General features: G+C 54.4%; 25 protein-coding genes. 8 read left to right on the top strand and 17 right to left on the bottom strand.

Going from position 1 to position 26,899, the window contains the following annotated elements; translation table 11 throughout:
- Nucleotides 1–58 precede the first annotated feature (58 nt).
- From trpS to pilM, 12 genes are all read right to left on the bottom strand, one after another.
- Nucleotides 59–1,063 carry a tryptophan--tRNA ligase gene (gene trpS / locus ACQE3Z_RS12430; protein ID WP_085068543.1) on the bottom strand — a complete coding sequence of 335 codons (1,005 nt, stop codon included), beginning with the start codon at nt 1,061–1,063 and terminating at the stop codon, nt 59–61.
- A gap of 18 nt (nt 1,064–1,081) precedes the next feature.
- Nucleotides 1,082–1,759: a phosphoglycolate phosphatase gene (locus ACQE3Z_RS12425; protein WP_426974044.1), complete on the bottom strand. Its 678-nt coding sequence runs from the start codon at nt 1,757–1,759 to the stop codon at nt 1,082–1,084.
- On the bottom strand, nt 1,743–2,429 hold the full coding sequence (gene rpe, locus ACQE3Z_RS12420) for a ribulose-phosphate 3-epimerase (RefSeq protein ID WP_426974043.1): 687 nt from the start codon (nt 2,427–2,429) through the stop codon (nt 1,743–1,745). Before rpe ends, ACQE3Z_RS12425 begins: the two co-directional genes overlap by 17 nt.
- A gap of 66 nt (nt 2,430–2,495) precedes the next feature.
- The gene (dam, locus tag ACQE3Z_RS12415; RefSeq protein ID WP_250651528.1) at nt 2,496–3,308 is read right to left on the bottom strand and encodes an adenine-specific DNA-methyltransferase; all 813 of its coding nucleotides are present in this window, start codon (nt 3,306–3,308) and stop codon (nt 2,496–2,498) included.
- A gap of 176 nt (nt 3,309–3,484) precedes the next feature.
- Nucleotides 3,485–4,468, bottom strand: coding sequence for an SPOR domain-containing protein (locus tag ACQE3Z_RS12410; RefSeq protein WP_426974042.1), 984 nt, complete (start codon nt 4,466–4,468; stop codon nt 3,485–3,487).
- Between the two features lie 59 nt (nt 4,469–4,527).
- The gene (gene aroB, locus ACQE3Z_RS12405; protein ID WP_426974041.1) at nt 4,528–5,616 is read right to left on the bottom strand and encodes a 3-dehydroquinate synthase; all 1,089 of its coding nucleotides are present in this window, start codon (nt 5,614–5,616) and stop codon (nt 4,528–4,530) included.
- A gap of 40 nt (nt 5,617–5,656) precedes the next feature.
- Nucleotides 5,657–6,178 (bottom strand): shikimate kinase AroK, encoded by a 522-nt coding sequence (gene aroK / locus ACQE3Z_RS12400; protein ID WP_085068555.1) that lies wholly within the window; start codon nt 6,176–6,178, stop codon nt 5,657–5,659.
- A gap of 359 nt (nt 6,179–6,537) precedes the next feature.
- On the bottom strand, nt 6,538–7,761 hold the full coding sequence (gene hofQ, locus ACQE3Z_RS12395) for a DNA uptake porin HofQ (protein WP_426974040.1): 1,224 nt from the start codon (nt 7,759–7,761) through the stop codon (nt 6,538–6,540).
- The gene (locus tag ACQE3Z_RS12390; protein WP_426974039.1) at nt 7,706–8,086 is read right to left on the bottom strand and encodes a HofP DNA utilization family protein; all 381 of its coding nucleotides are present in this window, start codon (nt 8,084–8,086) and stop codon (nt 7,706–7,708) included. The genes hofQ and ACQE3Z_RS12390 overlap by 56 nt, the downstream gene beginning before the upstream one ends.
- Nucleotides 8,067–8,576, bottom strand: coding sequence for a hypothetical protein (locus ACQE3Z_RS12385; RefSeq protein WP_426974038.1), 510 nt, complete (start codon nt 8,574–8,576; stop codon nt 8,067–8,069). The genes ACQE3Z_RS12390 and ACQE3Z_RS12385 overlap by 20 nt, the downstream gene beginning before the upstream one ends.
- Nucleotides 8,566–9,114, bottom strand: a complete 549-nt coding sequence (locus ACQE3Z_RS12380; protein WP_426974037.1) for a PilN domain-containing protein — start codon at nt 9,112–9,114, stop codon at nt 8,566–8,568. The genes ACQE3Z_RS12385 and ACQE3Z_RS12380 overlap by 11 nt, the downstream gene beginning before the upstream one ends.
- On the bottom strand, nt 9,114–9,938 hold the full coding sequence (pilM, locus tag ACQE3Z_RS12375; RefSeq protein ID WP_426974036.1) for a pilus assembly protein PilM: 825 nt from the start codon (nt 9,936–9,938) through the stop codon (nt 9,114–9,116). The genes ACQE3Z_RS12380 and pilM overlap by 1 nt, the downstream gene beginning before the upstream one ends.
- A 121-nt stretch (nt 9,939–10,059) precedes the next feature.
- Here pilM and mrcA point away from each other — a divergent pair, with 121 nt between their 5' ends.
- Nucleotides 10,060–12,609 carry a peptidoglycan glycosyltransferase/peptidoglycan DD-transpeptidase MrcA gene (mrcA, locus tag ACQE3Z_RS12370; RefSeq protein ID WP_426974035.1) on the top strand — a complete coding sequence of 850 codons (2,550 nt, stop codon included), beginning with the start codon at nt 10,060–10,062 and terminating at the stop codon, nt 12,607–12,609.
- 53 nt (nt 12,610–12,662) lie between these two features.
- On the opposite strand, the gene nudE is transcribed toward mrcA, so the two are convergent.
- Nucleotides 12,663–13,229 carry an ADP compounds hydrolase NudE gene (nudE, locus tag ACQE3Z_RS12365; RefSeq protein ID WP_426974034.1) on the bottom strand — a complete coding sequence of 189 codons (567 nt, stop codon included), beginning with the start codon at nt 13,227–13,229 and terminating at the stop codon, nt 12,663–12,665.
- A gap of 407 nt (nt 13,230–13,636) precedes the next feature.
- On the opposite strand from nudE, the gene ACQE3Z_RS12360 reads away from it, so the two are divergent.
- The 4 genes from ACQE3Z_RS12360 to hslO are packed head-to-tail and all read left to right on the top strand — an operon-like array spanning nt 13,637 to nt 17,826.
- Nucleotides 13,637–15,775, top strand: coding sequence for an intracellular growth attenuator family protein (locus ACQE3Z_RS12360; RefSeq protein ID WP_426974033.1), 2,139 nt, complete (start codon nt 13,637–13,639; stop codon nt 15,773–15,775).
- Between the two features lie 47 nt (nt 15,776–15,822).
- Nucleotides 15,823–16,494 carry a GMP/IMP nucleotidase gene (gene yrfG, locus ACQE3Z_RS12355; protein WP_426974032.1) on the top strand — a complete coding sequence of 224 codons (672 nt, stop codon included), beginning with the start codon at nt 15,823–15,825 and terminating at the stop codon, nt 16,492–16,494.
- 25 nt (nt 16,495–16,519) lie between these two features.
- The gene (hslR, locus tag ACQE3Z_RS12350; protein WP_250651519.1) at nt 16,520–16,921 is read left to right on the top strand and encodes a ribosome-associated heat shock protein Hsp15; all 402 of its coding nucleotides are present in this window, start codon (nt 16,520–16,522) and stop codon (nt 16,919–16,921) included.
- A gap of 26 nt (nt 16,922–16,947) precedes the next feature.
- The gene (gene hslO / locus ACQE3Z_RS12345; protein WP_426974031.1) at nt 16,948–17,826 is read left to right on the top strand and encodes an Hsp33 family molecular chaperone HslO; all 879 of its coding nucleotides are present in this window, start codon (nt 16,948–16,950) and stop codon (nt 17,824–17,826) included.
- Between the two features lie 652 nt (nt 17,827–18,478).
- Here hslO and ACQE3Z_RS12340 read toward each other — a convergent pair.
- On the bottom strand, nt 18,479–18,700 hold the full coding sequence (locus ACQE3Z_RS12340) for a hypothetical protein (protein WP_250651517.1): 222 nt from the start codon (nt 18,698–18,700) through the stop codon (nt 18,479–18,481).
- 426 nt (nt 18,701–19,126) lie between these two features.
- Here ACQE3Z_RS12340 and pckA point away from each other — a divergent pair, with 426 nt between their 5' ends.
- Nucleotides 19,127–20,746 (top strand): phosphoenolpyruvate carboxykinase (ATP), encoded by a 1,620-nt coding sequence (gene pckA / locus ACQE3Z_RS12335; RefSeq protein ID WP_426974030.1) that lies wholly within the window; start codon nt 19,127–19,129, stop codon nt 20,744–20,746.
- Between the two features lie 68 nt (nt 20,747–20,814).
- Here the strand turns inward: pckA and envZ are convergent, their stop codons facing one another.
- Together envZ and ompR are read right to left on the bottom strand one after the other, a co-directional pair.
- Nucleotides 20,815–22,191: a two-component system sensor histidine kinase EnvZ gene (envZ, locus tag ACQE3Z_RS12330; protein ID WP_250651514.1), complete on the bottom strand. Its 1,377-nt coding sequence runs from the start codon at nt 22,189–22,191 to the stop codon at nt 20,815–20,817.
- Entirely contained in the window at nt 22,188–22,907 is a 720-nt protein-coding gene (ompR, locus tag ACQE3Z_RS12325; RefSeq protein ID WP_038629697.1) for a two-component system response regulator OmpR, read from the bottom strand. The genes envZ and ompR overlap by 4 nt, the downstream gene beginning before the upstream one ends.
- 538 nt (nt 22,908–23,445) lie before the next feature.
- Between ompR and yjbE the strand changes: the two genes are divergently transcribed.
- Entirely contained in the window at nt 23,446–23,685 is a 240-nt protein-coding gene (gene yjbE, locus ACQE3Z_RS12320) for an exopolysaccharide production protein YjbE (protein ID WP_426974029.1), read from the top strand.
- A 132-nt stretch (nt 23,686–23,817) separates the two neighbouring features.
- Here yjbE and greB read toward each other — a convergent pair whose 3' ends face one another.
- Nucleotides 23,818–24,318, bottom strand: coding sequence for a transcription elongation factor GreB (gene greB / locus ACQE3Z_RS12315; protein WP_426974028.1), 501 nt, complete (start codon nt 24,316–24,318; stop codon nt 23,818–23,820).
- A 201-nt stretch (nt 24,319–24,519) separates the two neighbouring features.
- Between greB and ACQE3Z_RS12310 the strand changes: the two genes are divergently transcribed.
- The gene (locus tag ACQE3Z_RS12310; protein WP_426974027.1) at nt 24,520–26,844 is read left to right on the top strand and encodes a Tex family protein; all 2,325 of its coding nucleotides are present in this window, start codon (nt 24,520–24,522) and stop codon (nt 26,842–26,844) included.
- Nucleotides 26,845–26,899 lie beyond the last annotated feature (55 nt).

The raw sequence follows: 26,899 nt of genomic DNA, 5'->3' as shown, positions 1-26,899 counted from the left end.
CTATTTTTTAGTGATGCCCTGCCCGCCGGGGTGGGATAACGCAGGCAGGGATTTTTGCTTAAGGCTGAGCGACGAAGCCTACCGCCTCATAAACTTTTTTCAGCGTTTCCTGCGCGTGCGCGCGCGCTTTTGCCGCACCATCACGCATTACCTGCTCAAGGAAAGCTTCATCTTCGCGATAACGCTGATAGCGCACCTGAAGCTCGGTCAGCATGCCGGAAACCGCCTCTGCTACCTCGCCCTTGAGATGACCATACATCTTGCCTTCAAATTCCTGCTCAAGCTGGCTGATGCTTTTGCCTGAAATGGCGGAGAGAATATCCAGCAGGTTAGAAACGCCCGCTTTGTTCTGCACGTCGTAACGCACCACCGGCGGCTCGTCGGAGTCGGTAACCGCACGCTTGATCTTTTTCACTACTGCTTTCGGATCTTCCAACAGGCCGATAACGTTATTGCGGTTATCGTCCGATTTGGACATCTTTTTCGTCGGCTCAAGCAGCGACATCACGCGCGCGCCTGATTTGGGAATAAACGGCTCTGGCACCTTAAACACGTCGCCATACAGCGCGTTAAAGCGCTGGGCAATATCACGGCTCAGCTCCAGATGCTGCTTTTGATCTTCGCCAACCGGCACCTGATTGGTTTGATACAGCAGAATATCCGCTGCCATCAGTACCGGATAATCAAACAGCCCGGCGTTGATGTTCTCTGCGTAGCGAGCAGATTTATCTTTGAACTGGGTCATGCGGCTCAGCTCGCCGAAATAGGTGTAACAGTTCAGCACCCAGCTCAGTTGAGTATGTTCTGGCACATGTGACTGGACGAAGATCGTGCTTTTTTCGGGATCGATGCCGCAGGCAAGGTAAAGCGCCAGCGTATCCAGCGTTGCTTTACGCAGCGCGGTCGGGTCCTGACGTACGGTGATGGCGTGCAAATCGACAATACAGTAGATGCAGTGATAATCGTCCTGCATCTGTACCCACTGACGCATCGCACCCATGTAGTTACCAATGGTCAGTTCGCCGGAGGGCTGTGCGCCGCTAAATACGATGGGTTTGCTCATGCTTTTAAATCCTGATAATTACCGCCCCAATGCGGGCAAAAGGTCGTTGAAATCGTCCAGAACAAGGTTTGGTTCACTGGTGGCAATCGGCTCGCCATAGTTATAGCCGTATGACATCCCCACGCAGGGACAACCCGCCGCCTGCGCTGCCTGGATATCATTGCGTGAATCGCCAACAAACAGCAACTCCTGCGGCAGCAGACCAAACTTGCCTAACACTAAAAACAGCGGCGCCGGATGCGGCTTTTTCGCTGCCACGTCATCGCCGCCGATCACTAACGAAAAGTAGCTTTCGATACCAAGCGCGTTTAGCAGCGGCGCAATAAAAGGTGTCGGCTTGTTGGTCACCAGCGCCAGCGGCAGCCCAGTGGCGCTCAGCTTTTCCAGCGTCTGCGCCACGTGCGGAAAGAGCGTCGTGCCCGACTCCGCCGTTTCGGTATAAAACCGATCAAACAGCGCTCTGCCGTCGCGCAGTTCGTTCGCTTCGGGCTGACGCTGCAGCGCCCAGCTTAGCGCTCGCTGCACCATAATATCGGCGCCGTTTCCTATCCAGGTGGTAACGCGCGGGACACCGGCCGCAGGCAAGTTTAAAGCAATCAGCGCCCGATCCACTGCCGCTGCCAGCCCCGGCACGCTATCAACCAGCGTGCCGTCAAGATCGAAGGCCAATGCGCGAATATTAGTGAAAGGCGCCATGACGACTTTTCTCCAGTTCATTACGCATATCATCAATCACTTTTTTATAGTCTGGCTGACCAAAGATGGCCGACCCGGCAACAAACATATCCGCGCCAGCGGCAGCGATTTCGGCAATATTATCCACTTTCACGCCGCCATCGACTTCAAGCCGAATATCGTAACCGCTATCGTCAATGCGCTTACGCGCCTCGCGCAGTTTATCCAGCGTACCGGGAATGAAAGACTGACCGCCGAAGCCCGGATTGACCGACATCAACAGGATGATATCCAGTTTATCCATCACATAATCGAGATAGCTCAGTGGAGTGGCAGGATTAAAGACTAAACCGGCTTTGCAACCATGCTCTTTAATGAGCTGCAGGCTGCGGTCGATATGTTCGCTGGCTTCAGGGTGGAAGGTAATAAAGCTGGCGCCCGCTTCGGCAAACTGAGGGATCAGGCTGTCGACCGGCTTCACCATCAGATGAACATCGATCGGCGCGGTAATACCATAATCGCGCAGGGCTTTTAACACCATCGGCCCCATGGTCAGGTTGGGAACATAATGGTTATCCATAACGTCGAAATGCACCACGTCTCCTCCCGCTGCCATAGCTTTCGCTGTGTCTTCGCCCAGACGGGCGAAGTCTGCAGAGAGGATTGAAGGGGCCAGCAAAAATTGTTTCATCCGTATCTCCCACTGTATGCGCCAGTAAAAATACTGACAGATTGCGCTGGTCGCGGACGAAACTGCCTAGCAAAAAAGGGCCAGTAGCTCGTCCACTTTAGTACGACCGCTAATGCTTCTGCTGATCGAGCGGCGCGCTTTAACCACGTGCAGCACCGCATCCTGATACCACAGCCGGGTCAGCTCGGTATCGTGGTTAGAAATCAGTACTGGAATCGCGCTTTCCTGCGCCAGTTTTACCGCCAGCTCAGCCAGATGTTGCTGCTCGCGCAGGCTAAAGCTGTTGGTATGATAGGCGGTAAAGTTCGCTGTTGTCGAAAGCGGCGCATAAGGCGGATCGCAGTAAACCACCGATCCTGCCTGCGCCTTACTCAGGGTAACATCGTACGATTCACAAACAAAAACCGCTTTTTGCGCGCGTTCGGCAAATCCGTAGAGCTCTTCTTCCGGAAAATAGGGCTTACGGTAACGCCCAAAAGGAACGTTAAATTCACCGCGCAGGTTATAGCGGCACAGACCGTTGTAACCGTGACGATTCAGATAAAGAAACAGCAGCGCCCGGCGATAAGCATCGTCGCTGGCATTAAATTCGCTGCGGTACGCGTAGTAAGCATCCGCCTCATTGTTGCGTGGCGTAAAGAGCTGGCGCGCATCGCTGACAAACTCGACGGTGCGCCCTTTTACAATGTTATACAGGCCGATCAGATCGTTATTGATATCGGCCAGCACATAGCGCGGATAATCGGTGTTAAGGAACACGGAGCCGGCGCCGACAAAAGGCTCGACTAAGCAGTCACCTTGCGGCAAATGGCGGCGGATATCCTCCAGAAGAGGATATTTACCGCCAGCCCATTTCAGGAAAGCGCGATTTTTTTTCATGCTGTCGTTTTGGTTACTTCTGTTCATCTGGCTGTGGCTATAGCGACAGCATATCTGCGCTTATGAATCTGACTTACGACAAAAATGGCAACCAGGTTGCCATTTTAAAGCCGTTGCAACGGCTGTGATAATTCGCTGCCAGAGCACATTATCACAGTAATATGGAGGTGAACGGCTTAGCGTCCCGCCTCTTTTTTCACCTGGCTAACCGGCTTAACCCAGGGCTTTTTCGCCTGGACTTCCACTGGCAGCGAGGCGACAGCACGCTTAGCATCCGCTGGCGTAGCATAAGAACCACTTACCAGCACATACCACGGCTGTCCGTTGCGTGTGGTCTGATAGACATGGTAGTTGCTCAGGTTCTGTTTCTTCGCCCAGGCATTCAGCGTATCTGAACGCGAGGCGCTGCTCAGCTGTAACGTATAGCTGCCGCCGGGCACGCTTTGTTGCGCAGCAGGTGCCGCATGGCCAGTGGCAGGCTTGCTGCTCTGCTTAGCCGCTGGCTGATGACTCTGTTTAACTGGCGGCTGGCTGGCAACCGGCTTGCGCGTCGGCGCTGGCTTGCTGCCTGGTACGATCGGCGCAACGTGAGCATTGCTGCTATCGACGCCGTTTCCGCTCACTGTGGCGGGCGCAGTCGGCAGCGAACTGGTGCTCATCGCATCCTGGGCTGCAGAATCAACCTGCCCCTGTTGATTGGTCAAGGCATTATTAAGATCGCCCGGCAGCTCTACGCGCTGCTGATTTTGCGGCGTCTCAATCGGCGCGGCTTGCGTTGGCGTAGAAGAGACTGGCGGAACGGAAACCGACTGCGGCGCCTCGTTTGCTGTGCCATTGTCTAATGCAGCCTCATTACTGCCAGCCGCGCTACCGTTCTGACCGCTCATGGCTGATGAGCCGGAAAGGTCGATATTCTTTTCATTGCCGCCAGAGGTGGCTGCGCCGTTCTCCACCGGAGCGGATGGTTTTTTAGAATCAGGCCCGTTTAAAGCTGAACCAATGCCAATTACCAGCAGCAAAAGGACCAGCACACCGATGCCCATCATCATACGCTGGCGCGATACCGGCGTTTTAGGTGCAGAAGACGTTTTGCGAGGCCGTGTCGGACGGCGATCGCTGGTATCAGGTTTTAACTCGTCTTCCGGTTTAAACTCATCCATTCAACCTCCCCGTCTTACGGCAAACGCCGCCAACATCCCGTTTGCGGCAGACATCACTATCAGGCCTTACGGCAATCATCAATTGCGGCAAGCACAATATCATGCGACACGCCGCTACGCACCTCGGCTTTGCCTATCGCCAGCGGCAAAACCAGACGCAGCTCTCCCGCCAGCACTTTTTTATCCCGCATCATATGCGGCAAATAGTCCTGCGCGGTCATTTCCTGCGGCCCTGTTACCGGCAGGCCGGCACGGACAAGCAACGCGATAATACGGTCAGTATCGGCAGAGCTGAACTGCCCCAGCCTTTCAGCAGTACGTGCAGCCATCACCATCCCGGCGGCTACGGCCTCGCCGTGTAGCCAGTTACCGTAGCCCATCTGCGCTTCAATCGCATGGCCATAGGTATGGCCCAGATTTAACAGCGCCCGTAGTCCGGTTTCGCGTTCATCAGCGGCAACAACCTCCGCTTTCAGCTCGCAGCAGCGGCGAATACAAAAGGCCAGCGCCTCCCCATTCAGCGCCATCAGCGCATCCAGGTTCTGCTCAAGCCAGTTAAAAAAATTGCCGTCAAGGATAATGCCATATTTGATCACTTCAGCCATGCCGGATGCCAGCTCGCGAGGCGGCAGGCTACGCAGGCAGTCGAGATCGATAACCACTGAAGCAGGCTGATAGAACGCGCCTATCATATTTTTGCCCAGCGGATGATTGACGGCGGTTTTACCGCCAACGGAAGAGTCCACCTGCGATAACAGCGTGGTTGGCACCTGAATAAAGCGTACGCCGCGCTGATAGCTGGCGGCGGCGAAACCGGTCAGATCGCCAATCACACCGCCGCCCAGCGCGACCAGTGTGGTATCACGCCCGTGGGGCTTTTGCAGCAGAGCGGTAAAGACCTGATCCATTACCGCCAGGGTTTTATACTGTTCGCCATCGGGAAGGATAACCTGATCCACCTTAACGCCCGCCACCTCCAGCCGCTGTCGCAGCGGCGCGAGGTAAAGCGGAGCCAGCGTCTCATTGGTTACCAACATAGCCTGGTCACCTGCTTTCAGCGGCCAAAAGGCAGCCGCATCATTGAACAGACCGGCAGCGATGGTGATCGGGTAGCTGCGCTCCCCAAGGGTAACGGTGATCCTCTCCATGACGCTGTATAACCTTTTCGCTATGCCCTAAGGCGTTGGATTAATTCTTTTCCAGTAAATTAATGATTTGATTAGCGACGACTTTCGCACTTTGATCATCAGTGCGGATGGTAACATCAGCGATCTCTTCATACAGGGGATTGCGTTCATCCGCCAGCGCTTCCAGCACTTCACGTGGCGGTGCATCGACCTGTAATAAAGGACGCTTTTTATCGCGCTGCGTACGCGCCAGTTGCTTCTCAATAGTGGTTTCAAGATAGACCACAACGCCACGGGCGGAGAGACGATTACGGGTTTCGCGGGATTTTACAGAGCCACCGCCGGTAGCCAGCACGATGCCCTGTTTTTCTGTGAGTTCATTAATGATTTTCTCTTCACGTTCGCGAAAACCTGCTTCGCCTTCAACGTCAAAAACCCAGCCCACATCCGCTCCGGTACGTCGCTCAATTTCCTGATCGGAATCATAAAATTCCATATTGAGTTGCTGAGCTAACTGACGACCAATAGTGCTTTTGCCGGCACCCATAGGCCCAACCAGAAAGATATTGCGTTTCTCTGCCATTTTTTCGGTATTACTAAGACAATGCGTTGATGATACCCCGTCTGCAACGGCCGAGCCGCTGGCGGGACATGAACTGAAACCTCATGAGCGATAGTGCGAGAGTCAGATGAAAAATTATCTCAACACTCAAGGTCGTTTGGCAACCGAATAAATTGCCCGGCTCAGAACGCGCAGTCTGCGCGTCACACAGTTCGCTAAGAGTCAAAACCGCCGCCCTTCAGGCAGCGTCCTGTCACGGTATCCTGGCAACAAACCATAAGTCTGTGCTGCCATAAGTCAAAATCGCTAAACCTTGTAAGCTAATTCCGCTCCTGCGTCAAACGCATATGATACCCGGTCGGGAAAAAAAACGCTGCTGGTTACTCTTCATGCACCAGGCGCGGGGTGATAAAAATTACCAGCTCCCGGCGCTTGTCATTCTGAACTTCATGACGAAAAAGCGCACCCAGCAACGGTATATCGCCCAGGAAAGGGACTTTATCACGATTACGCGCTGATTCCTGTTGAAATATGCCGCCCAGCGTTAATGTCTGACCATCTTTCAGCGTAACCTCAGTGCTAATTTCTTGCTTATTAATAGTCAGAATTTCTCTTTCGCCGTTGTTAATGTTGCGTCCGGGCACGTTTTGACTGATGTGCAACGCCAGACGAATACGCCCGTTGGGCTGCACCGTCGGCGTCACCTCCATCCCTAACACCGCCTCTTTAAATTCGATGCTGGTTGCGCCGTCGCTGCCGCTGGAAACTTCATAGGGTATTTCAGCGCCCTGCTTGATGCTGGCCGGTTGCTGATGTGAGGTAATGAGATGCGGACTGGCAATAATATCAATTTGGTTCTCCTGCTCCAGCGCGCTAAGCTCCAAATCAAGCAGCCGCCCATCTACCCGCGCCAGCGTTAAGCCAGCCGCCAGCGAGGGCGAAGCAGCGGCAAGGCCGATATTGATTGCAGGGTTACGCAACGCCTGGGTAATCACCTCTTCGCCAGAGAGTTGCCAGCTGACGCCCAGCTCATGCAAATGCTCTGCGCTGATGCTAACGATATGGGCTGTCAGCTCAACCTGCTCCCGCGCCACATCCAGCGCCTGAACCCAGGTCTCAACATTTTTTAACGCCGCTGGCGTATCACGTAACAGCAGCATATTCGCACGCGCATCAAGGGTGATGCTGCCGCGCGGCGTCATTAATTTGCCGCGCTCGGCCTGCAGGCTGGCGCTGACGGCTGCGACATCCGCATGCTGCAAGGCTAATGCCAGATCCTGTAAAGGCTGCTGCTGCACTTTTTCCTGTGCTTCTTTCTGCTCCCAGCCCTGCGGGAAAACCAGCAGCACCGAATCTTCCCGCGTAATGTCCAGCCTGGCCATACGCGCCACCAGCGATAACGCCTGCCGCCAGGGGACATCCTGCAGGCGCAGCGTAATGTTTCCCTCCACGCCTGGCGCAACCAACAGATTAAACTGCTGATAATCCGCCAAAGCCTGTAAAACTTGCTCAACCGGCGCATCCTGAAAGGCCAGTGAAAGCGGCTCGTCACTGGCCTGTACCACGGTGCTCAGCAGCAGCAGCGCGACTCCGATCCTTGTCATGATATTTCCCTGTAATGTGCAACGTGACCTGCTGCGGCACGCAACTGTGCGGCGTGCTGAGCGTTAAACGAAATGGGGTAAAGGCATCAATCTGCCATGCCATGAAAGGCGAAGGCTGGTCGCTGGCAATTGCCACCCACTCGCCCTGCGTTGAACGCAGCCATCCCCGATAACGGTTTCCCTTCCCTACCATGCCCTGGAGCTGCCAGCGCTCTAATGACATCACTGACAAAGCACAGGGAGCCTGTAACTGAGCAAAGGGATCGCGCGCTATAGCTGGCGGCAGACAGGCGAAAAACAGCCCGCTAATCAAGAGGTGTTTCATTATCAAACGCCAGATGGAAGGTGGCGTGCAGGCGATCGGCCTTACGCTGCACGATAAAAGAGGTCAGGATGGGAGCTGGTTCACAGCTCACCAGATAAGCAAACAGCCGCTTTAGCTGAGACCAGTCCAGCCAAAGCTCAAGCTGGCTGGTTTGCCGATCAGGATGCCAGTTCGCCAGTTCGCCGCCGCTGTGTTTTAGCAGGGTATAGAGGGAAAAGGGCTGCCCCTGGCGAACAATCTCTGCCAGCAGCTGCTGGTTCCGCATCTCTATCTTCTGCAGCGCAGGCTGTTGCCACAGCGGCGCCAGCAGCCGTTGATAGTGCAGCTGCTGTTGCTGCGTTTTATCCTGCAAACGCAGCTGCCCGGCGCGCGCTGGTGCTATCCACAAATAAACAGCCAACAGCACTACGCTGGTCAACAGACCCATCAGACTCACCCAACGCCATTTCGCCGGCATCAGCAGCCAGCGCAGCACAATGTCATGATTCATGGCTATCGTCCTCTGCTTTTCCCGTGGTTAGCGTAAAACCATATAGCCCCTCAGCGCTCTTCTTTAACGCTCCCGGCAGCCAGATCTGAAAAAAGCGCGATTTCCTGAGCCGATGATGTAACAGCTGCGTTGCCTCTGGCCGCAGGCTTAACCCATCCAGCCGTAATGTTCCCCTCTGATGGGTTAATGAAGAAAGCCAGGCGTCATCCGGTATATCGCTCTCTAGCTGCAGCATAAAGGCCTGCCACTCTGCCAGCCGTTGCTGCTTCCGCTTACTCAGCTCCGCCTGATTACGCAATGCCTGCTGCTGTTTTTGCGCTTCGTTATAGCGCTGATCAAGCTGCTGTGCCTGCCGTGCCGCCTGCTGCCACAGCGTTAACTGGGCTTGCCACCGCTGCGTATGCTCTGCCAGCCCTCGCCACCAGCACAGCAGCACAACATGAACCAATACCAACAACACTCCACTTAACCCCAGCCAGCGCCTTAGCTGGCGTTTTCTGACCTTCTGACGCCAGTTCAGCAGGTTAACCGCAATCATCAGCCCTCCTCCGGGCGCAGCGCTAACCCCAGCGCCAGCGTGAACATTCCGCCATTAGCGGGCAGCGGCGGCTGCATAAACTGCAGCAGGCTTAGCGGCTGAAGAGGCTGCATCCCTGTCAGCAGTTCGCTGGAGATGTTCGCGCTGAACCAGAGGTCATGCGCGTCGGGCAGGTGCTGTCGGAGCTGCTCGCTATCGGTTGATAACAGGCCGGGCACCCAGCCAGAGGCTGCTTCCCGCTCTCCCGGCAAATACCATAACCAGTGGTCGCTGAGCTGATGAATCAGCGCCGCCTCATCAGAGAGCTGCATGGCTTTGCCGACCTGCGCCAGCGCTCCACAGGTGAGTTCGATGACATCAGGGATCAGCCCGGCCAGAGCCAGCGTAGACAGCCATTGCTGCAGCACGCTCTGACGCGCGGCGGTCAGATAAAGACGCGACTGCGGCTGAGCGGCGACCCGATAATCCAGCGCCAGTTCATTGACGGAAAGCGGAAAGAGCCGTTCGGCCGCCGCCGCGGCATAGCGCCCCAGCTCAGGTTCGCGTAGTTGCAGTGAGGGGGCCGCCAGAGCGCGCTGCATGACCGCCTGCGGCGGAAAGCCGACGCGTAATGAGAGGCTACGGGGAAGCTGTTTACGCCAGCGGCGCAAAACGGCAAGCAGCGTCGGCGAGCATTGCAGCGCGCCATAAGATAACGTATCGTGCGGCAGCGCATGTTGCCACCAGTGACGCAGCTGCCAACCGTTACGGCGACGTTGAATACCTAAAGCACAGAGCTGACCATTCTGAATATCCAGCCCTACTTGCCATTTCTGAAAAGCCATGTTCGCGCGATCTCCATATCCACGTAAAAATAAAAGGACGTATCAAAGCGTCTGGCTTGCATTTATACTACCGCGCGATTGTTTATAAACTGCCCAAACGACATTAAATGGGAAATCTCAGGTGAAGTTCGTAAAGTATTTATTGATTCTTGCAGTGTGTTGCATTTTGCTGGGCGTCGGCTCGGTTTACGGGTTGTACAAATACATTGAACCGCAGCTACCGGATGTGAACACGCTGAAGGATATTCGTCTGCAGACGCCAATGCAGGTCTACAGCGCCGACGGCGAGCTGATCGCGCAGTATGGCGAAAAGCGCCGTATTCCTCTGACGCTGTCGCAGATGCCGCCTGAGCTGGTGAAAGCCTTTATCGCCACCGAAGATAGCCGCTTCTATGAACATCACGGCGTTGATCCGATCGGCATCTTCCGTGCCGCCAGCGTGGCGCTGATTTCAGGTCACGCTTCTCAGGGGGCGAGTACTATCACTCAGCAGCTGGCGCGAAACTTCTTCCTCAGCCCTGAGCGCACGCTGATGCGTAAAATCAAGGAAGCGTTTCTGGCTATTCGCATCGAGCAACTGCTCAGTAAAGATGAAATCCTTGAGCTTTATTTAAATAAAATTTATCTGGGCTACCGCGCATACGGCGTTGGCGCTGCCGCTCAGGTCTATTTCGGCAAAAGCATCGATCAGCTAACGCTGAGCGAAATGGCGATGATCGCCGGGCTGCCGAAAGCGCCTTCCACGTTTAACCCGCTCTATTCTCCTGCGCGTGCTCAGGCGCGCCGTAACGTCGTGCTGTCCCGCATGCTGGATCAGAACTACATTACGCAGCAGCAGTATATTGAAGCGCGTAGCGAGCCGCTTGAAGCCAGCTATCACGTGCCGGAAATCGCTTTCTCCGCCCCTTATCTGACGGAGATGGTGCGCCAGGAGATGCTGAAGCGCTACGGCGAGAACGCTTATAGCGATGGTTTTAAGGTTTACACCACCGTGACCCGTAAGCTGCAGCTGGCGGCACAGGAAGCGGTGCGCAATAACGTGCTGGATTACGATATGCGTCACGGCTATCGTGGCCCGGCTAATGTTTTGTGGCGCGTGGGTGAGTTAGCCTGGGATCATACGCGCATTCTGAAAACCCTGAAGGCGCTGCCGGTTTACGGCCCGCTGTGGCCCGCCGTGGTGACCACCGCCAACAGCAATGAAGCCACGGCGCTGATGCGTGACGGCAGCAGCGTTTCGCTGACGATGGAAGGCGTACGCTGGGCGCGTCCTTATAAGTCCGATACGTTGCAGGGCCCGACGCCGCGCAGCGTGACGCAAGTGCTGCAGCCAGGCCAGCAGATCTGGGTACGCAAAGTTGAAAACAGCTGGTGGCTGGCGCAGGTGCCAGACGTTAACTCTTCGCTGATCTCTCTCGACCCGCACGATGGCGCCGTTCGTGCGCTGGTTGGCGGTTTTGATTTCAACCAGAGCAAATTTAACCGCGTAACGCAGTCGCTGCGGCAGGTCGGTTCGAATATCAAGCCTTTCCTCTACACCGCCGCCATGGATCGCGGCCTGACGCTGGCTTCGATTCTTAACGATGTGCCGATTTCGCGCTGGGACGCGGGAGCGGGCTCTGACTGGCGGCCAAAAAACTCACCGGCGACCTATGATGGCCCGATCCGCCTGCGTCAGGGACTGGGACAGTCGAAAAACGTCGTCATGGTTCGTGCGATGCGAGCGATGGGCGTCGATTATGCTGCAGAGTATCTGCAACGTTTCGGTTTCCCGGCGCAGAATATCGTGCACACCGAATCGCTGGCGCTGGGCGCGGCCTCTTTTACGCCGCTGCAAATGGCGCGCGGCTATGCGGTTATGGCAAACGGCGGCTTCCTGGTTGACCCTTATTTCATTAAGAAGATTGAAAATGAAAATGGCGAAACGCTGTTTGAAAACCAGCCGCGCATCGCCTGCCCGGAATGTAATCTGCCGGTGATTTACGGTGAGACGAAAAAATCGGTGGCGCTGGGTGAAGAAAGCGTAGAAAACGTGGCGATCTCTCAGGAAAACCACAATCCAGGCGTGCCGCAGCCAGTGCTGCAAAAGGTAGGGGCCGATAAGCCCGAAGTCACCCAGCAGTATGCGCCGCATGTGATTAATACGCCGCTCTCCTTTTTGATTAAAAGCGCGCTGAACTCGAATATCTTTGGCGAACCGGGCTGGATGGGCACCGGCTGGCGTGCCGGCCGCGATCTGAAGCGGAAAGACATTGGCGGCAAAACCGGTACAACCAACAGTTCGAAAGATGCCTGGTTCTCTGGTTATGGTCCTGGCGTAGTGACCACTGTCTGGATTGGCTTTGACGATCATCGCCGCGACCTGGGCCGTTCGAGCGCGTCCGGCGCGATTGACGATCAGATTTCAGGTTACGAAGGCGGTGCCAAGAGTGCTCAGCCCGCGTGGGATAACTTTATGAAGGCCGCGCTGGATGGCGTGCCGGAGCAGCCGCTAACGCCTCCGCCGGGCATAGTGACTGTCACTATCGATCGCACTACCGGCAAGCTGGCTAACGGCGGCGGCAATACGCGTCAGGAGTACTTTATTGAAGGGACACAGCCCACCGAGTATTCCGTACAAGACGTGGGAACCACGCTGATGGATAACGGCGAAACGCAAGAACTCTTTTAACAGCAAAAGGGGCGATTTTCGCCCCTTTTACTTTTCCGCTACGATCGCCCCGATCAGTAATCAATTCGCTGCTGCTTAGCCAGCCACTCCCGCACCAGGAACAGCGCGCTAACATTGCGAGCCTCGTTAAAATCAGATTCTTCTAACAGCGACATCATGTTTTCCAGCGGCCAGCGGATCACCGGCAGCGGTTCCGGCTCATCCCCTTCCAGCTTTTCAGGATAGAGCCCTTCCGCCACCACAATATTCATTTTGCTGGAAAAGTAAGAGGGAGCCATAGTGAGCTTGCTAAGCGCTTCCATCTGCTGCGCGCCAAAGCCCGCTTCTTCTTTGAGCTCGCGATTAGCCGCCTCGAATACCGTTTCGCCAGCATCGATCAATCCTTTTGGAAAGCCCAACTCATAGGTTTCCAGCCCGACCACATACTCCTGAATCAGCAACAGATGATTATCGATGATTGGCACGATCATCACCGCTTCGCGCTCTGAAGGACGCATACGTTCATAAACGCGCTGCGCGCCGTTACTGAACACCAGATCTACCGATTCAATGGTAAACAGGCGAGAGTGGGCCACAGGCTCAACGTTTAAAATTTTAGGTTTCTCTAATTTTCTTGGCATGGGGGCCCCAGATAAAGCGCGGTTGATCATCGCCTGCCCGTCGTTGTCCTGAACAAAAAGCGGCAAAGAGACATTGTGCGACAGGCCTTACGGGAATCCAATCATCAGATGATTTAATTTACTTTTTTATAACAATCGTTTGCAATATTCGGGAAAAAACTTTATGACAAAGTCAATAAGTGACAAGGAAATAGGATAATGCCGATATTCACCTCGACACTCGCCAGCTAATATTCCGGCAAGGAATTCTGTATAGTAGTTCTAATTTTATGATTTTGTGCGCTATTTTAGTTATCAGGTTGGTTGCCACCACTGCCCAATCCCGCCAAAATTAGTGAACTCCCTATAACTTAGCCCGGAGCGAGCAATCACAGTGACGGCAGCAGTTTGGCTGGAATGAGCATAGCATGAGCACAATTATCATTATTCTGGGTGTAATGCTTACCTGCTCAATTATTGCAGGTATCTGTTTTTGGTACGCTATGCGGCATCGTCCGCCGTTGGCGAAACCGCTGCCGTTTATTAATCCGCCCCATCGTCTTCTGACGGGTGAAGAGCGCGATGCCGTAGAGCGCTATCTCGATCTGCTGGCAAAAAAGCAGCGTGTTATTCAGCCGGGCGGCGCCAGCGCCGCGCCGGAGATGCTGACGCTTAGCTCGCAGAGCAACAAAGTTTATCCTGTTACCCGCGCCATCACCCGCTATGGGCTTTCTACCGACGATCCGCAGAAATGGCGTTACTATCTTGACGCGCTTGAGGTGCATCTTCCTCCGCTGTGGGAACAGTATATCGCCGAAGAAAACTTCGTGGAGTTAATCAAAACCCACTCTATTCCGCTGGTAATCTCCCTTAACGGTCACTCGCTGGTGCACTATGCCGGTGAGCAGAGCATGCTGCCAACGGCGGTGCATCCCAGCGCCACTAACGCCTCGATCCGGCAAGAGCAGAGCGAAAACGTTGAGTTGCTTCAGGTACGTAAAGAGACGCCGGAAGAGCATTGCCTTTCTCGCAGCGACGGCACCCGCGAAGCGGCGGTGATCTGCTGCGGTCTGCTGCTGTTTTTTATTAGCCTGTTAACTCCGTTGCTTCTTATGCCGTGGCTGGTCAGCGCCAGCGTGGTGATGATTCTGGTTAGCCTGTGGTTTATGTATCGTCGGCCCAGCGAAAAGGATTTGCGTGAAATTCATTGCCTGCGCGGCGCGCCGAAACGCTGGGGGCTGTTTAGCGAATCCAATCAGGGGCAGGTCAACAACATCTCGCTTGGGATTATCGATCTGGTTTATCCGCCGCACTGGCAGCCTTATGTTACTCACGATCTTGGCCAGACCACCGAGGTGGATATCTATCTGAACCGTCAGGTGGTGCGCCAGGGGCGTTTTCTGTCGCTACAGGATGAGGTGCGCAACTTCCCTATCCAGCGCTGGAAGAAGAATATGGTGCTGGCCTGCGGCTCTCTGTTGGTGCTGGCCTTGCTGATTAGCTGGGTGCCTCTGGCGATGCCGCTAAAGCTCAGCATGGCGTGGCTGACCGGCTCTGAACGCATTGAAGTTAACTCGGTGGCCGCGCTGGAGCAGGCAACGCTGCATGTGGGCGACAGCCTGAAAGTCAGCGGCACCGGGATGTGTTCCGTGCCTGCCAGCTATCAAAGCAACCGCAGTTACGCTTTTATGCCGTTCGACTGTTCAGCCATTTACTGGAATATGGCGACGCCCCTGCCGCTGCCGCAATCGGAAATCATTGATAAAGCGTCTGCACTGTTGAATTTGACCAATCAGCAGCTGCATCCGCAAAATAATATCGATAGCAAGCTTAACCCGCAGCTTGCTACGGCGATTCAAAAGTCAGGCATGATCCTGTTGGATGATTTTTCTGATCTGGTGCTGAAAACCCAGGAGTTATGCAGCCAGCAGCAGGACTGCGTACGACTGAAAAACGCCCTGGTTAACCTCGGCAACGCAAAGGACTGGGATACGCTGGTCAGCCGCGCCGCCACAGGTTCGTTAGATGGCATGAACGTGCTGTTGCGTCCGGTCAGCGCCGAGGCGCTGGAAAATCTGGTGAATACCGCGACCTCAACCTTTTTTTATCGTGAAACCCATCGCGCCGCCGAGGCGCTCAATAGTCCTCCGCCTGGCGGATTCCTGATTGTCAGCGATGAGGGACGTCAGCTGGTTAGCCATCCTCAACCCACCGTTTCGCTGTTTGACTTCAATGCGCCGGATCAGTGGGACGAACTCCAGCGCCTGGCGGGCATGCTGCTGCATACGCCTTTCAGCGCCGCCGGGATCATCACCAGTATCCATACGGATGCCAACGGCACCCAGCATATCGCTCTGCACAGCGAGCCGGATATGCTGACGCTGTGGCGCTATCTGTGCACTTCGCTGCTGCTGGTTATTCTCAGCCTGAGCGTAGTGGTTAACGGTCTGCTGGCGCTGAATCGCATCCACCGCAACCGCAAACGCATCGTGGAAATTCAGCAATATTACGATAAGTGCTTTAACCATACGCTGTCGCCGATGCCGGATATGCGTCCGCTGTTCTGAGCCACTTTCAACTGTGCTACCCTGTCGCCTTTCTTTTGGAGGGTGGCATGGCAATCAACATTAACTGGCGCGATATTGATACCGTGCTGCTGGATATGGACGGTACGCTGCTCGATCTGGCGTTTGACAGCTATTTCTGGCTGACGCTGGTGCCTGAGAGCATCAGTCAACAGCGCGGCATCTCGCTGGAGAAAGCCAGCCAGTTAATCATGGCGAAGTATCAGGCGGTTCAGCATACGCTAAACTGGTATTGTCTGGATTACTGGAGCCGTGAACTGGATCTGGATATCCGTACCATGACCTGGGAAATGCGCAGCCGGGCGCGTTTACGCGATGATACCCTTCCCTTGTTGCAGGCATTACGCGCCAGCGGCAAGCGCACCATCCTGCTTACCAACGCGCACCCCTGGAATCTGGAAGTAAAGCTAAAGCAAACCGGCCTTGGGCAGCACCTTGATTTATTACTTTCGACCCATACATTTGGCTTTCCGAAAGAAGATCAGCGCCTGTGGCAGGCCGTGCAGCAGCATACCGGTTTTGAAAACCAGCGAACGCTGTTTATTGATGACAGCGAGCCGGTGTTGGATGCGGCAAAGCGCTGGGGAATAGCCTGGTGTCTTGGTGTCAGCAACCCCGACTCCGGTATGCCGACCAAAACCTTCGCCCACCATCAGAGCGTGAGCGATTACCGAACGCTTCTCGGCGCGCTGGCGCGTTAAGCGCGGTAAACCGACGGGAGCAGTGATGAAAGAGAAAACCGCAGAAGGCGTCCGACTCGACAAGTGGCTGTGGGCCGCGCGCTTTTATAAAACCCGCGCGCTGGCGCGTGAAATGATCGAAGGCGGAAAGGTTCACTATAATGGCCAGCGCAGCAAACCCAGCAAACTGGTTGAGCTGAATGCCGAAGTGAAATTACGTCAGGGCAATGATGAGCGCACGGTGGTCATCTGTGCCGTTACCGATCAGCGTCGCCCCGCCGCTGAAGCACAGCTGCTATACAGCGAAACGGCAGAAAGCGTGGAAAAGCGCGAAAAGGTGGCGCAGGCGCGCAAGCTGAACGCGCTGACTATGCCGCATCCGGATCGACGACCTGATAAAAAAGAGCGCCGCGACCTGATGAAATTCAAATTTTCTGGCGACGAATAACGCGCCGCCAATACGAGAGAAAAACTATGGCTCATCAAGACCAAATGCATCGTTACCTGTTCGAAAACCACGCGGTCCGTGGCGAACTGGTTAATCTGTCCGCGACATGGCGCGAAATTGTCGCCGGCCACGATTACCCACAGCCGGTACAACAGCTGCTGGGCGAACTGCTGGTGGCAACCAGTCTGCTTACCGCCACGCTGAAGTTTGAAGGCGATATCACCGTGCAGCTCCAGGGCGACGGTGCGTTAACGCTGGCGGTGATTAACGGTAATAACCGTCAGGAAATGCGCGGCGTTGCGCGCGTTCAGGGTGAGATCGCCCCTGGCAGCTCGCTGAAAGAGATGGTGGGCAACGGCTATCTGGTGATCACCATTTCGCCGGAAAAAGGCGAACGCTATCAGGGCGTCGTTGGGCTGGAAGGCGATACGCTGGCAGCCTGCCTGGAAGATTACTTTATGCGTTCTGAGCAGCTGCCGACGCGTCTGTTTATCCGTACCGGCGAGCATGAAGGCCAGGCGGGCGCTGCGGGTATTCTGCTGCAGGTGTTGCCGGCGCAGGATACCGATAAAGAAGATTTCAACCATCTGGCCACGCTGACGGAAACCATCAAAACCGAAGAGCTGATCGGCCTGCCGGCGAATGAGGTGCTGTGGCGTCTCTATAACCAGGAAGAGGTGACCATCTATGAACCACAGAATGTCAGCTTCAAATGTACCTGCTCGCGCGAGCGCTGCGGTGAAGTGCTGAAAACGCTGCCTCAGGAAGAAGTGGATCAAATCCTGCAGGAAGATGGTCAAATCGATATGCACTGTGACTATTGCGGCAGCCACTACATTTACGATGCGGTAGATATTGCGGCGATTCGTAATGATTCCGGTAGCGGCAGCGCCCAGATTCATTAAGATATCCGGCAAATTTATAAAGGCGACGCAGGTCGCCTTTATTTTGTGCTAAAGTCCATTCTTCACCTTCCCTTCTTATTGACTCGCCTTACTGATTAACCCCACTGCGCCAGGTAGGCGTTGATGAAAAACTACTAGCGGCGGCGCATATAGGGAGGATCAATCTTTCTTTTACGGTTCAGTCTCCAGTGCAGAATAAAGGCGGCGATTGCCAATGCAGTGAGGAATACAATAACTATTAATTTAATCATTATAATCTGTTGCTTTAAGAGTTTATTGAAAGGTTTTAAATAGCATTTAAACGCCTGAGTTGGAATTAACCTTTGTTTAATTACGACTAAAAATTATGACATCACTCTGGTGTTTATTCACCAGCTCACTTTCTGGCAAAAGGGAGAAGGTGCGGCAACGCATGCTGAAGCCTTCTGTCTGAGAATATTTTTGTTGTTAACAGTAAACGTTAGCCTTCCCACTTAGTGCCAGTTTTATCGCCGAGCAAATCGATGTTGGCCTGAAAGAAGGTTACCGCATGAAATTTAGTCTGATTAATTTGTAGAGCAGCAAAAACTTAAGGATGCTTATCCCAACGATTTTGAGGATTAAGGCTTATGGTGGAGAGCAGAAACAGCATCAATAGTCCCTGCCAAATAGATCACCAATCCTCGGGGCTTTCATCATAGATTTTACGCACAGCAAATTTAAAGATGTAGTAACCCATAACAAGCCCCAGCAGGGAAAAGACAGAAAGCAAATATCGGTAATCGCTGTATGAGAAAAACAGAAACCAACCCGCATAAAGCAGGGACAAACCACATATGCCTATGCCTATGCCCTGCACTAAGCGAGATGAAACAACAAGCAGTAATTTTTTCATATTTTAATTTTCTCAAAAAAATAGCAGCAGGTTTGGTGAAATTTTTAAGCTCATCAGTAAAAGAGGTAGTCTGGCTCGCGTTTTTCATTAACAAACTACAACGGCGCGGCCAGCAGAGTCTTAGCCAGGCGGATCGGTTGGAGATTGCGCTTAACCCAGCGGACAAACGCCACGTTTCGCCAGAAAATTAAAATGATGTTTCATAATCCTTCGGCAATAGTCATAACTTTTCATCAGATTTTGATGAATTTCTATAAAAAAACGTTTCGTCTCTCATTTCTGTCACTCTCTCCTTCCGCTGCTTGTTCACAGTAGTAGACTGCCGCAATTGTAAAGCAGCGTGAATCGCTTCGTGCTGTTTTACGACAAGTGGCAGCAAGTCACCCCAACATTTGTTGCAGTACAAACCGATAAAGGAACAGTAATATGCGCCCTAATGGCCTGACGCCACAGGACCTCGTCGCTTATGGCATCACTGATACGGTTGAAGTCATCCATAATCCCGATTATGAAACTTTATTTAAGGAAGAAACCCTGCCCGGCCTCACCGGTTATGAGCGCGGCACGCTAACGCAGTCCGGGGCGATCGCCGTGGACACCGGCATTTTTACCGGCCGCTCGCCGAAAGATAAATATATTGTGCGTGACGACACGACGCGCGATACCTTGTGGTGGAACGACCAGGGCAAAGGCAAAAATGATAATCAGCCTTTGTCGCAGGAAACCTGGCAAGCGCTAAAGAGTTGTGTAACACAGCAGCTTTCCGGTAAGCGCCTGTTTGTGGTTGACGCCTGGTGCGGTGCCAATCCTGATACCCGCCTGAGTGTGCGCTTTATTACCGAAGTCGCCTGGCAGGCACACTTCGTCAAAAACATGTTTATTCGCCCTGATGAAGCTAGCCTGGCCAGCTTCACGCCTGATTTTATCGTGATGAACGGCGCAAAATGCACCAACCCCAACTGGCAGCAACAGGGCCTGCATTCAGAAAACTTTGTCGCCTTTAATCTCACCGAAAAGATGCAGCTCATCGGCGGCACATGGTACGGCGGCGAGATGAAGAAAGGCCTGTTTGCGGTGATGAATTATCTGCTGCCGCTGAAAGGCGTGGCCTCGATGCACTGCTCGGCTAACGTTGGCGAGCAGGGTGACGTCGCGGTGTTCTTTGGCCTTTCCGGCACCGGGAAAACCACCCTTTCCACCGATCCGAAACGTCAGTTGATTGGCGATGATGAGCATGGCTGGGATGATGACGGCGTGTTTAACTTCGAAGGCGGCTGCTACGCAAAAACCATTAAGCTGTCAGAGCAGGCGGAGCCGGAGATTTATCATGCCATCCGGCGCGATGCGCTGCTGGAAAACGTGGTGGTACGCAGCGATGGGTCTGTCGATTTCGATGACGCCAGCAAAACGGAGAATACGCGCGTCTCCTATCCGATTTACCATATCGATAATATCGTTAAGCCAGTATCAAAAGCGGGTCATGCGAAAAAGGTTATTTTCCTCACTGCCGATGCGTTTGGCGTGCTGCCGCCGGTTTCGCGTCTCTCTTCCGATCAAACTCAGTATCACTTCCTGTCGGGCTTTACCGCCAAGCTGGCGGGCACTGAGCGCGGTATTACCGAGCCGACGCCAACCTTTTCCGCCTGCTTTGGCGCGGCGTTTTTAACGCTGCATCCAACAAAATATGCCGAAGTGCTGGTGAAGCGTATGCAGGATGCGGGCGCGGAAGCCTGGCTGGTCAATACCGGCTGGAACGGCACCGGGAAGCGTATCTCACTGAAGGATACGCGAGCGATCATCAACGCGATTCTTAGTGGCGAGCTGGCACAGACGGAGACGCAGACGCTGCCTGTATTCAATCTACAGATGCCGGTCGCGGTGCCAGGCATCGATCCGCATATTCTCGACCCGCGCAATACCTGGCAAGATCCGGCGCAGTGGGAAAGCCGCGCGCTGGATCTGGCGCAGCGCTTTATCACTAATTTTGAGAAGTATACCGATACGCCTGCGGGCGCCGCGCTGGTGTCAGCCGGACCGCAAATTTAATCCTGTCGCAGTAAAGAAAACCCCCGCCGTTTGGCGGGGGTTTTTATTTTTCTGACGCAGGCTTTCAGCTATTCGCTCTTAGGCAATGGCAACGGGCTCACCGGGCCGCCGGTTGGTGACGCCGATGCAGATAAGGGCAGCCAGGCGCGAATACGCAGGCCGCCACGCTCACTGACGCCCATCTCCAGCGACCCCTGATGCGCATCGATAATACGCTGTACAATCGCCAGCCCCAGTCCGGTGCCGCTGGTGCTGCGGGCGCTGTCGCCGCGAACAAAAGGCTGTAGCAGATGCTTTAACTGTTCCGGCTTAATGCCCGGCCCATCATCTTCCACCTGGAACCAGGCTCGCTGTAGCTCATAGCCGCTGCTGACCTTGATCCAGCCGTTGCCGTAGCGCGCCGCGTTCACCACCATATTCGCCGCCGCTCGCTTGATAGAAAGCGGATTGATATCCAGTATGAGTTCTTCAGGCATGATGGCGTCTTCAATTTCACGCTCGTAGCCGCTCTCCGCCGCAACAACTTCGTTCAGCACAACGTTCAGATCGGCGCGTTCGGTCTGCATCTCCTGCCCGGTACGCAGATAATCGATGAACTGTTCGATAATCGCATTGCACTCTTCAATATCCTTATTAATCGATTCCGCCAGATAGCCATCTTCTTCGCTCATCATCTCCGTGGCCAGGCGAATACGCGTCAGCGGCGTACGCAGATCGTGACTTACGCCCGCCATCAACAGCGTACGATCGTCCGCCAGCTGTTTAACGCCTGACGCCATCTGGTTAAAGGCGCGCGTCACCGAGCGCACCTCCGATGCGCCATATTCCCGCAGCGGCGGCGGGATGATGCCTTTCCCTACCTGTAACGCCGCATGCTCCAGATCCACCAGCGGACGGTTCTGAATACGGATAAACAGCCAGGCGCCGCCTATCGCCAATAGCATAATCGCCAGCGTATAGCGGAACAGCGGCGAGAAGTCGCCCTGATGAATTTCGGTCAGCGGCACGCGTACCCAGATATCGGGTGAGAGCCAGGTTTTCAGCCACACTACAGGCGAGTTTTTATTGACTTCGACCCGTACATCCGTTGGCCCGCCGAGCTGGCGCGCCATTTGATCGCTTAAAAACTGGTAATGCTGTGCCCAGCGTAATCCGCTCTCCTCCGCCGCCGCGTTGGTATAAAGAGAAATTCCCAGCTCGCGGTAAATTTCACGCCGAAACGCAGGCGGCACTTCCAGTTGCGTGCCATCTTCTAACTGCAGCCGATCGGTCATTAACATGCGCACTTCATACGCCAGCACCTTGTTAAACTGCTGCAGGCTGGGAAGAATGGCAAAGTTAAGCACCACCAGATAGGTGGTTACCAGGCTGACAAACAGTAGCGTGACAATCAGCAGCAGCGTGCGCGCAAAGGAACTGCGGGGAGAAAAGCGGAGCCGCCTCATGCTTTAGTGCCGTCCGGAACAAACACGTAGCCCAGGCCCCAAACGGTCTGGATATAGCGCGGATGCGCAGGATCTTCTTCCACCATGCGGCGCAGGCGTGAAATCTGCACGTCGATGGAGCGTTCCATCGCGCTGTACTCGCGACCACGGGCAAGGTTCATCAGCTTATCGCGTGACAGCGGCTCACGCGGATGGCTCACCAGCGCTTTCAGCACGGCAAATTCGCCGCTGGTTAACGGCATCGGCTCATCTTCGCGGAACATTTCACGGGTACCAAGATTCAGCTTGAACTTGCCGAAGGCGATAACCGCTTCTTCCTGAGAAGGCGCGCCCGGCAGTTCATTCGCCTGACGACGCAGCACGGCACGAATACGCGCCAGCAGCTCACGCGGGTTGAACGGTTTTGGAATGTAGTCATCCGCGCCGATCTCCAGCCCAACAATACGATCGACCTCTTCGCCTTTTGCCGTCACCATAATGATCGGCATCGGATTACTTTGGCTACGCAAGCGACGACAAATCGACAGGCCATCTTCGCCCGGCAACATTAAGTCGAGCACCATCAGGTGAAAGGATTCGCGGGTTAACAGGCGATCCATTTGCTCGGCGTTAGCGACGCTGCGCACCTGAAAACCCTGTTCGGTCAGATAACGCTCCAGCAGTGCGCGCAGGCGCATGTCATCATCGACGACCAGAATTTTGTAGTTTTCTTGCATTTCGATACTCCCAAAGGCGCTATTGCCCGAGCTGGTATTGTTAAAAAAGAAGCGTAACTGTGACAGCCATTAATGGTTTATATTCTAGCCGAAATTGTTACAAAGCATATTAAACAGCAGCTTATATCGCATTTATTTTGCTTTTACCCTGCCCAATTGCCCGTCATCGCCCGATCCGTCTTTTCTGAAATACGTCCATAAACTCTGCTCATCGCTGGCTCAGAATAGTGAATGTAAACTTTTGTCATGGCAAAACAGCGGGTTAGCTTAATGGATCTTGCTGGTTTGATTGTGATGCTGCTTTAACAGGCTATTAAGTGTCAGATTACTGCGCCCTGAGTCCAACTATTAGCAGAAAAAACTGGCATTTATTTTTTTCTCTTTACGCTAAGCCAGGAATATTCGCAGCACACGAAAGATCGATCCAGTAATAAATCAAGTTAACCTTATTCGTTAGAAAACAACGCTTTTCAGCGCGGCCCTGGCAAACCTATATTCTCCCCGACAAACGTTGTTTATTTATCAGCCGGGAATAAATATGAACAAGATAATGTTGATTTGCTCGCTGGCACTGTTTATCAGCGGATACGTAATGGCTAACGAACCCGCAGGCGGCGTGGCCGCAGGGGCTCAGGCAACCACCGAAGCGAAAGGCGCTTCTGATGCGGAAGGCGTTGCCGTTGTGGGCGCGCTACTGGGCCTGGCCCTTGCTACCGCAGGCGGCGGCGATGGCTCCAGCACGGCAACCACCACCACAACCAGCACCATTCCACATTAAAATTGGTTAGGCACTACCTCAGGTCAAAAATTATAAGAACTTTGTTGCTGTTGTCTTTCGCCACCGGAGAATAAGCGTTGCCCGGGCTTTCTTAAAAAAGTCATTATTCTCCGCTTCTTTTTCAAGCGCAGGTTAAACGGCGTCGCTGTCATTTTGTTCCTGCCGATAATCAATCCGGTTAATAAACCAGATTTTTTCCCCTTCCGGCGTATTCACGCTCACTTCGTCATCCACTTCTTTTTTAATCAACGCGCGCGCCATCGGCGAATCAACAGAAATATAATTTTTCGCGTCCCCGTAGATTTCATCCGGGCCAACAATACGAAAGCTCTTTACCTCACCCTGTTCGTTTTCCACCTCCACCCAGGCGCCAAAAAAGACCTTGCCCTCCTGCTGTGGTGAATAATCAACAATTTTCAGTTCGGCAAGACATTTACGCAGATAGCGCACCCGTCGATCGATCTGACGCAGCAGGCGCTTGTTATAGGTGTAGTCTGCGTTTTCGGAACGATCGCCCAGACTGGCCGCCCAGGAGACAATTTTGGTGATCTCCGGGCGCTTTTCTTTCCACAGATAATCGTGTTCCGCCCTGAGCTTGTTATAACCTTCACGGGTAATCAGTTGCGTCTTCACACACCCATCCTGTCAGCTAAAACTAATGGTCCGGCAGCCTTACGCCGCCCTTTGGCGCTAATGGTACAACATCAAAAACCACCTGTGGTAAAACGCGCTCGGAATATGGCCTAAAGCGCGCCGCATCGCTGGTAATTTCGCCCTCCAGTCCGTATAACTGTCCGCTATTTCTCAAACTCTGTTAGCAAGATAGTTGAACCGATGATGAATGATTCACTGAACCGCATTATTGCAGGTGAACTTCAGGCGCGGGCTGAACAAGTTGATGCCGCAATCCGCCTGCTGGACGAAGGGAACACCGTGCCGTTTATTGCACGTTATCGTAAAGAAGTCACCGGCGGGCTTGATGATACCCAGCTGCGACAGCTGGAGACCCGCCTCGGTTACCTGCGAGAGCTGGAAGATCGCCGCCAGGCGATCCTGAAATCCGTTGCGGAACAGGGCAAACTCAGCGATGAACTCGCCGCCGCAATTCACGGTACGCTGAGCAAAACCGAACTCGAAGATCTTTACCTTCCCTATAAGCCGAAACGCCGTACCCGTGGACAGATCGCTATTGAAGCCGGGCTGGAACCGCTGGCGGACACACTGTGGCAGGATCCTTCTCATGAGCCAGAGCAGCTGGCCGCCCGCTTTGTAAATGCCGATAAAGGCGTAGCCGACGTGAAGGCGGCGCTGGATGGCGCACGCTATATCCTGATGGAGCGTTTCGCGGAAGATGCCGCTCTGCTGGCGAAAGTGCGCGACTATTTGTGGAAGAACGCGCATCTGGTGTCACGCGTGGTGGAAGGCAAAGAGGAACAAGGCGCGAAATTCCGCGACTATTTTGATCATCACGAAGCGCTGGCGACGGTGCCTTCGCATCGTGCGCTGGCGATGTTCCGTGGCCGCAACGAAGGCGTGCTGCAGCTGGCGCTCAATCCCGATCCGCAGTTTGATGAGCCGCCGCGTGAAAGTTACGGCGAACAGCTTATCAGCGAGCATCTGAACCTGCGTCTGAACAACGCGCCGGCAGACAGCTGGCGTAAGGCCGTGGTGAGCTGGACGTGGCGCATTAAAGTGCTGCTGCATCTGGAAACCGAGCTGATGGGCAGCGTGCGCGAGCGGGCGGAAGAAGAAGCGATTAACGTCTTTGCCCGCAACCTGCACGATCTGCTGATGGCGGCACCGGCTGGCATGCGTGCCACAATGGGCCTCGATCCGGGCCTGCGCACCGGGGTAAAAGTTGCCGTGGTGGATGCCACCGGCAAGCTGGTCGCCACCGACACCATCTATCCGCACACCGGCCAGGCAGCGAAGGCAGCGGCGGCGGTTGCGGCGCTCTGCACCCGTCATCAGGTTGAACTGGTGGCGATTGGCAACGGCACCGCGTCACGTGAAACCGAGCGCTTCTTCCTGGAAGTGCAAAAACAGTTTCCTCAGGTTACGGCGCAAAAAGTTATCGTCAGCGAAGCGGGCGCATCGGTTTACTCAGCGTCTGAGCTGGCGGCGCTGGAGTTCCCCGACCTTGATGTTTCCCTGCGCGGCGCGGTTTCTATCGCACGTCGTCTGCAGGATCCGCTGGCAGAGCTGGTGAAAATCGATCCGAAATCGATCGGCGTTGGCCAGTATCAGCATGACGTCAGCCAAAGCCAGCTGGCGAAAAAGCTGGATGCGGTAGTGGAAGACTGCGTAAACGCCGTTGGTGTCGATCTGAATACCGCTTCCGTAGCGCTGCTGACGCGCGTAGCCGGACTGACGCGCATGATGGCGCAAAATATTGTGAACTGGCGTGATGAAAACGGTCGCTTCCGCAGCCGTCAGCAGCTGCTGAAAGTCAGCCGTCTCGGTCCAAAAGCCTTTGAACAGTGTGCTGGCTTCCTGCGCATTAATCAGGGCGATAATCCACTGGATGCCTCAACGGTGCATCCGGAAGCCTATCCGGTGGTAGAGCGTATTCTGGAGGCAACCCGCCAGTCGCTACGTGAGCTGATGGGTAACCCGAATGAGCTGCGCAACCTGAAAGCGGTCGACTTTACCGACGATCGTTTTGGCGTGCCGACGGTCAGCGATATTCTTAAAGAGCTGGAAAAGCCAGGCCGCGATCCGCGTCCGGAATTCAAAACGGCACAGTTTGCTGAAGGCGTGGAAACCATGAACGATCTGCTGCCGGGCATGGTGCTGGAAGGCGCAGTGACTAACGTAACTAACTTCGGTGCGTTCGTGGATATCGGCGTGCATCAGGATGGACTGGTGCATATCTCCTCGCTCTCCGACAAATTTGTCGAAGATCCACATACCGTAGTGAAAGCGGGCGATATCGTTAAGGTCAAGGTGCTGGAGGTGGATTTGCAGCGTAAGCGTATTGCGCTGACCATGCGTCTGGATGAGCAGCCGGGTGAAACCGCTTCGCGCGCTGCGCCACGTAGCCAGGAGCGCGCCAATAACCGCCCGACGGCGAAACCACGCGCGCGTGGCAACAGCACTCTCTCTGGCAACAGTGCGATGAGCGATGCGCTGGCCGCGGCGCTGGGTAAAAAACGCTAACAACTTTAAGGGCGGCCAGGTGCCGCCCTTTGTATTATGTTTGTTCTAAATCAAC

The sequence above is a fragment of the Pantoea sp. FN0307 genome, from assembly GCF_050113815.1.
Classification (GTDB): domain Bacteria; phylum Pseudomonadota; class Gammaproteobacteria; order Enterobacterales; family Enterobacteriaceae; genus Mixta; species Mixta alhagi.
The sequence above is the reverse complement of the archived record's forward strand: the minus strand, read 5'-3'. Positions and strand labels throughout refer to the sequence as shown.

Coding starts and splice junctions, on each gene's coding strand:
- ACQE3Z_RS12380 (WP_426974037.1), bottom strand. CDS start 9,114: ATGATTGCGGTTAACCTGCTGAACTGGCGTCAGAAGGTCAGAAAACGC.
- aroK (WP_085068555.1), bottom strand. CDS start 6,178: ATGGCAGAGAAACGCAATATCTTTCTGGTTGGGCCTATGGGTGCCGGC.
- pckA (WP_426974030.1), top strand. CDS start 19,127: ATGCGCCCTAATGGCCTGACGCCACAGGACCTCGTCGCTTATGGCATC.
- ACQE3Z_RS12385 (WP_426974038.1), bottom strand. CDS start 8,576: ATGAATCATGACATTGTGCTGCGCTGGCTGCTGATGCCGGCGAAATGG.
- envZ (WP_250651514.1), bottom strand. CDS start 22,191: ATGAGGCGGCTCCGCTTTTCTCCCCGCAGTTCCTTTGCGCGCACGCTG.
- hslO (WP_426974031.1), top strand. CDS start 16,948: ATGGCTCATCAAGACCAAATGCATCGTTACCTGTTCGAAAACCACGCG.
- ACQE3Z_RS12310 (WP_426974027.1), top strand. CDS start 24,520: ATGATGAATGATTCACTGAACCGCATTATTGCAGGTGAACTTCAGGCG.
- yjbE (WP_426974029.1), top strand. CDS start 23,446: ATGAACAAGATAATGTTGATTTGCTCGCTGGCACTGTTTATCAGCGGA.
- yrfG (WP_426974032.1), top strand. CDS start 15,823: ATGGCAATCAACATTAACTGGCGCGATATTGATACCGTGCTGCTGGAT.
- aroB (WP_426974041.1), bottom strand. CDS start 5,616: ATGGAGAGGATCACCGTTACCCTTGGGGAGCGCAGCTACCCGATCACC.
- trpS (WP_085068543.1), bottom strand. CDS start 1,063: ATGAGCAAACCCATCGTATTTAGCGGCGCACAGCCCTCCGGCGAACTG.
- ACQE3Z_RS12340 (WP_250651517.1), bottom strand. CDS start 18,700: ATGAAAAAATTACTGCTTGTTGTTTCATCTCGCTTAGTGCAGGGCATA.
- dam (WP_250651528.1), bottom strand. CDS start 3,308: ATGAAAAAAAATCGCGCTTTCCTGAAATGGGCTGGCGGTAAATATCCT.
- nudE (WP_426974034.1), bottom strand. CDS start 13,229: ATGCCAAGAAAATTAGAGAAACCTAAAATTTTAAACGTTGAGCCTGTG.
- rpe (WP_426974043.1), bottom strand. CDS start 2,429: ATGAAACAATTTTTGCTGGCCCCTTCAATCCTCTCTGCAGACTTCGCC.
- hofQ (WP_426974040.1), bottom strand. CDS start 7,761: ATGACAAGGATCGGAGTCGCGCTGCTGCTGCTGAGCACCGTGGTACAG.
- ACQE3Z_RS12425 (WP_426974044.1), bottom strand. CDS start 1,759: ATGGCGCCTTTCACTAATATTCGCGCATTGGCCTTCGATCTTGACGGC.
- ACQE3Z_RS12360 (WP_426974033.1), top strand. CDS start 13,637: ATGAGCACAATTATCATTATTCTGGGTGTAATGCTTACCTGCTCAATT.
- ACQE3Z_RS12390 (WP_426974039.1), bottom strand. CDS start 8,086: ATGAAACACCTCTTGATTAGCGGGCTGTTTTTCGCCTGTCTGCCGCCA.
- ACQE3Z_RS12410 (WP_426974042.1), bottom strand. CDS start 4,468: ATGGATGAGTTTAAACCGGAAGACGAGTTAAAACCTGATACCAGCGAT.
- hslR (WP_250651519.1), top strand. CDS start 16,520: ATGAAAGAGAAAACCGCAGAAGGCGTCCGACTCGACAAGTGGCTGTGG.
- ompR (WP_038629697.1), bottom strand. CDS start 22,907: ATGCAAGAAAACTACAAAATTCTGGTCGTCGATGATGACATGCGCCTG.
- pilM (WP_426974036.1), bottom strand. CDS start 9,938: ATGGCTTTTCAGAAATGGCAAGTAGGGCTGGATATTCAGAATGGTCAG.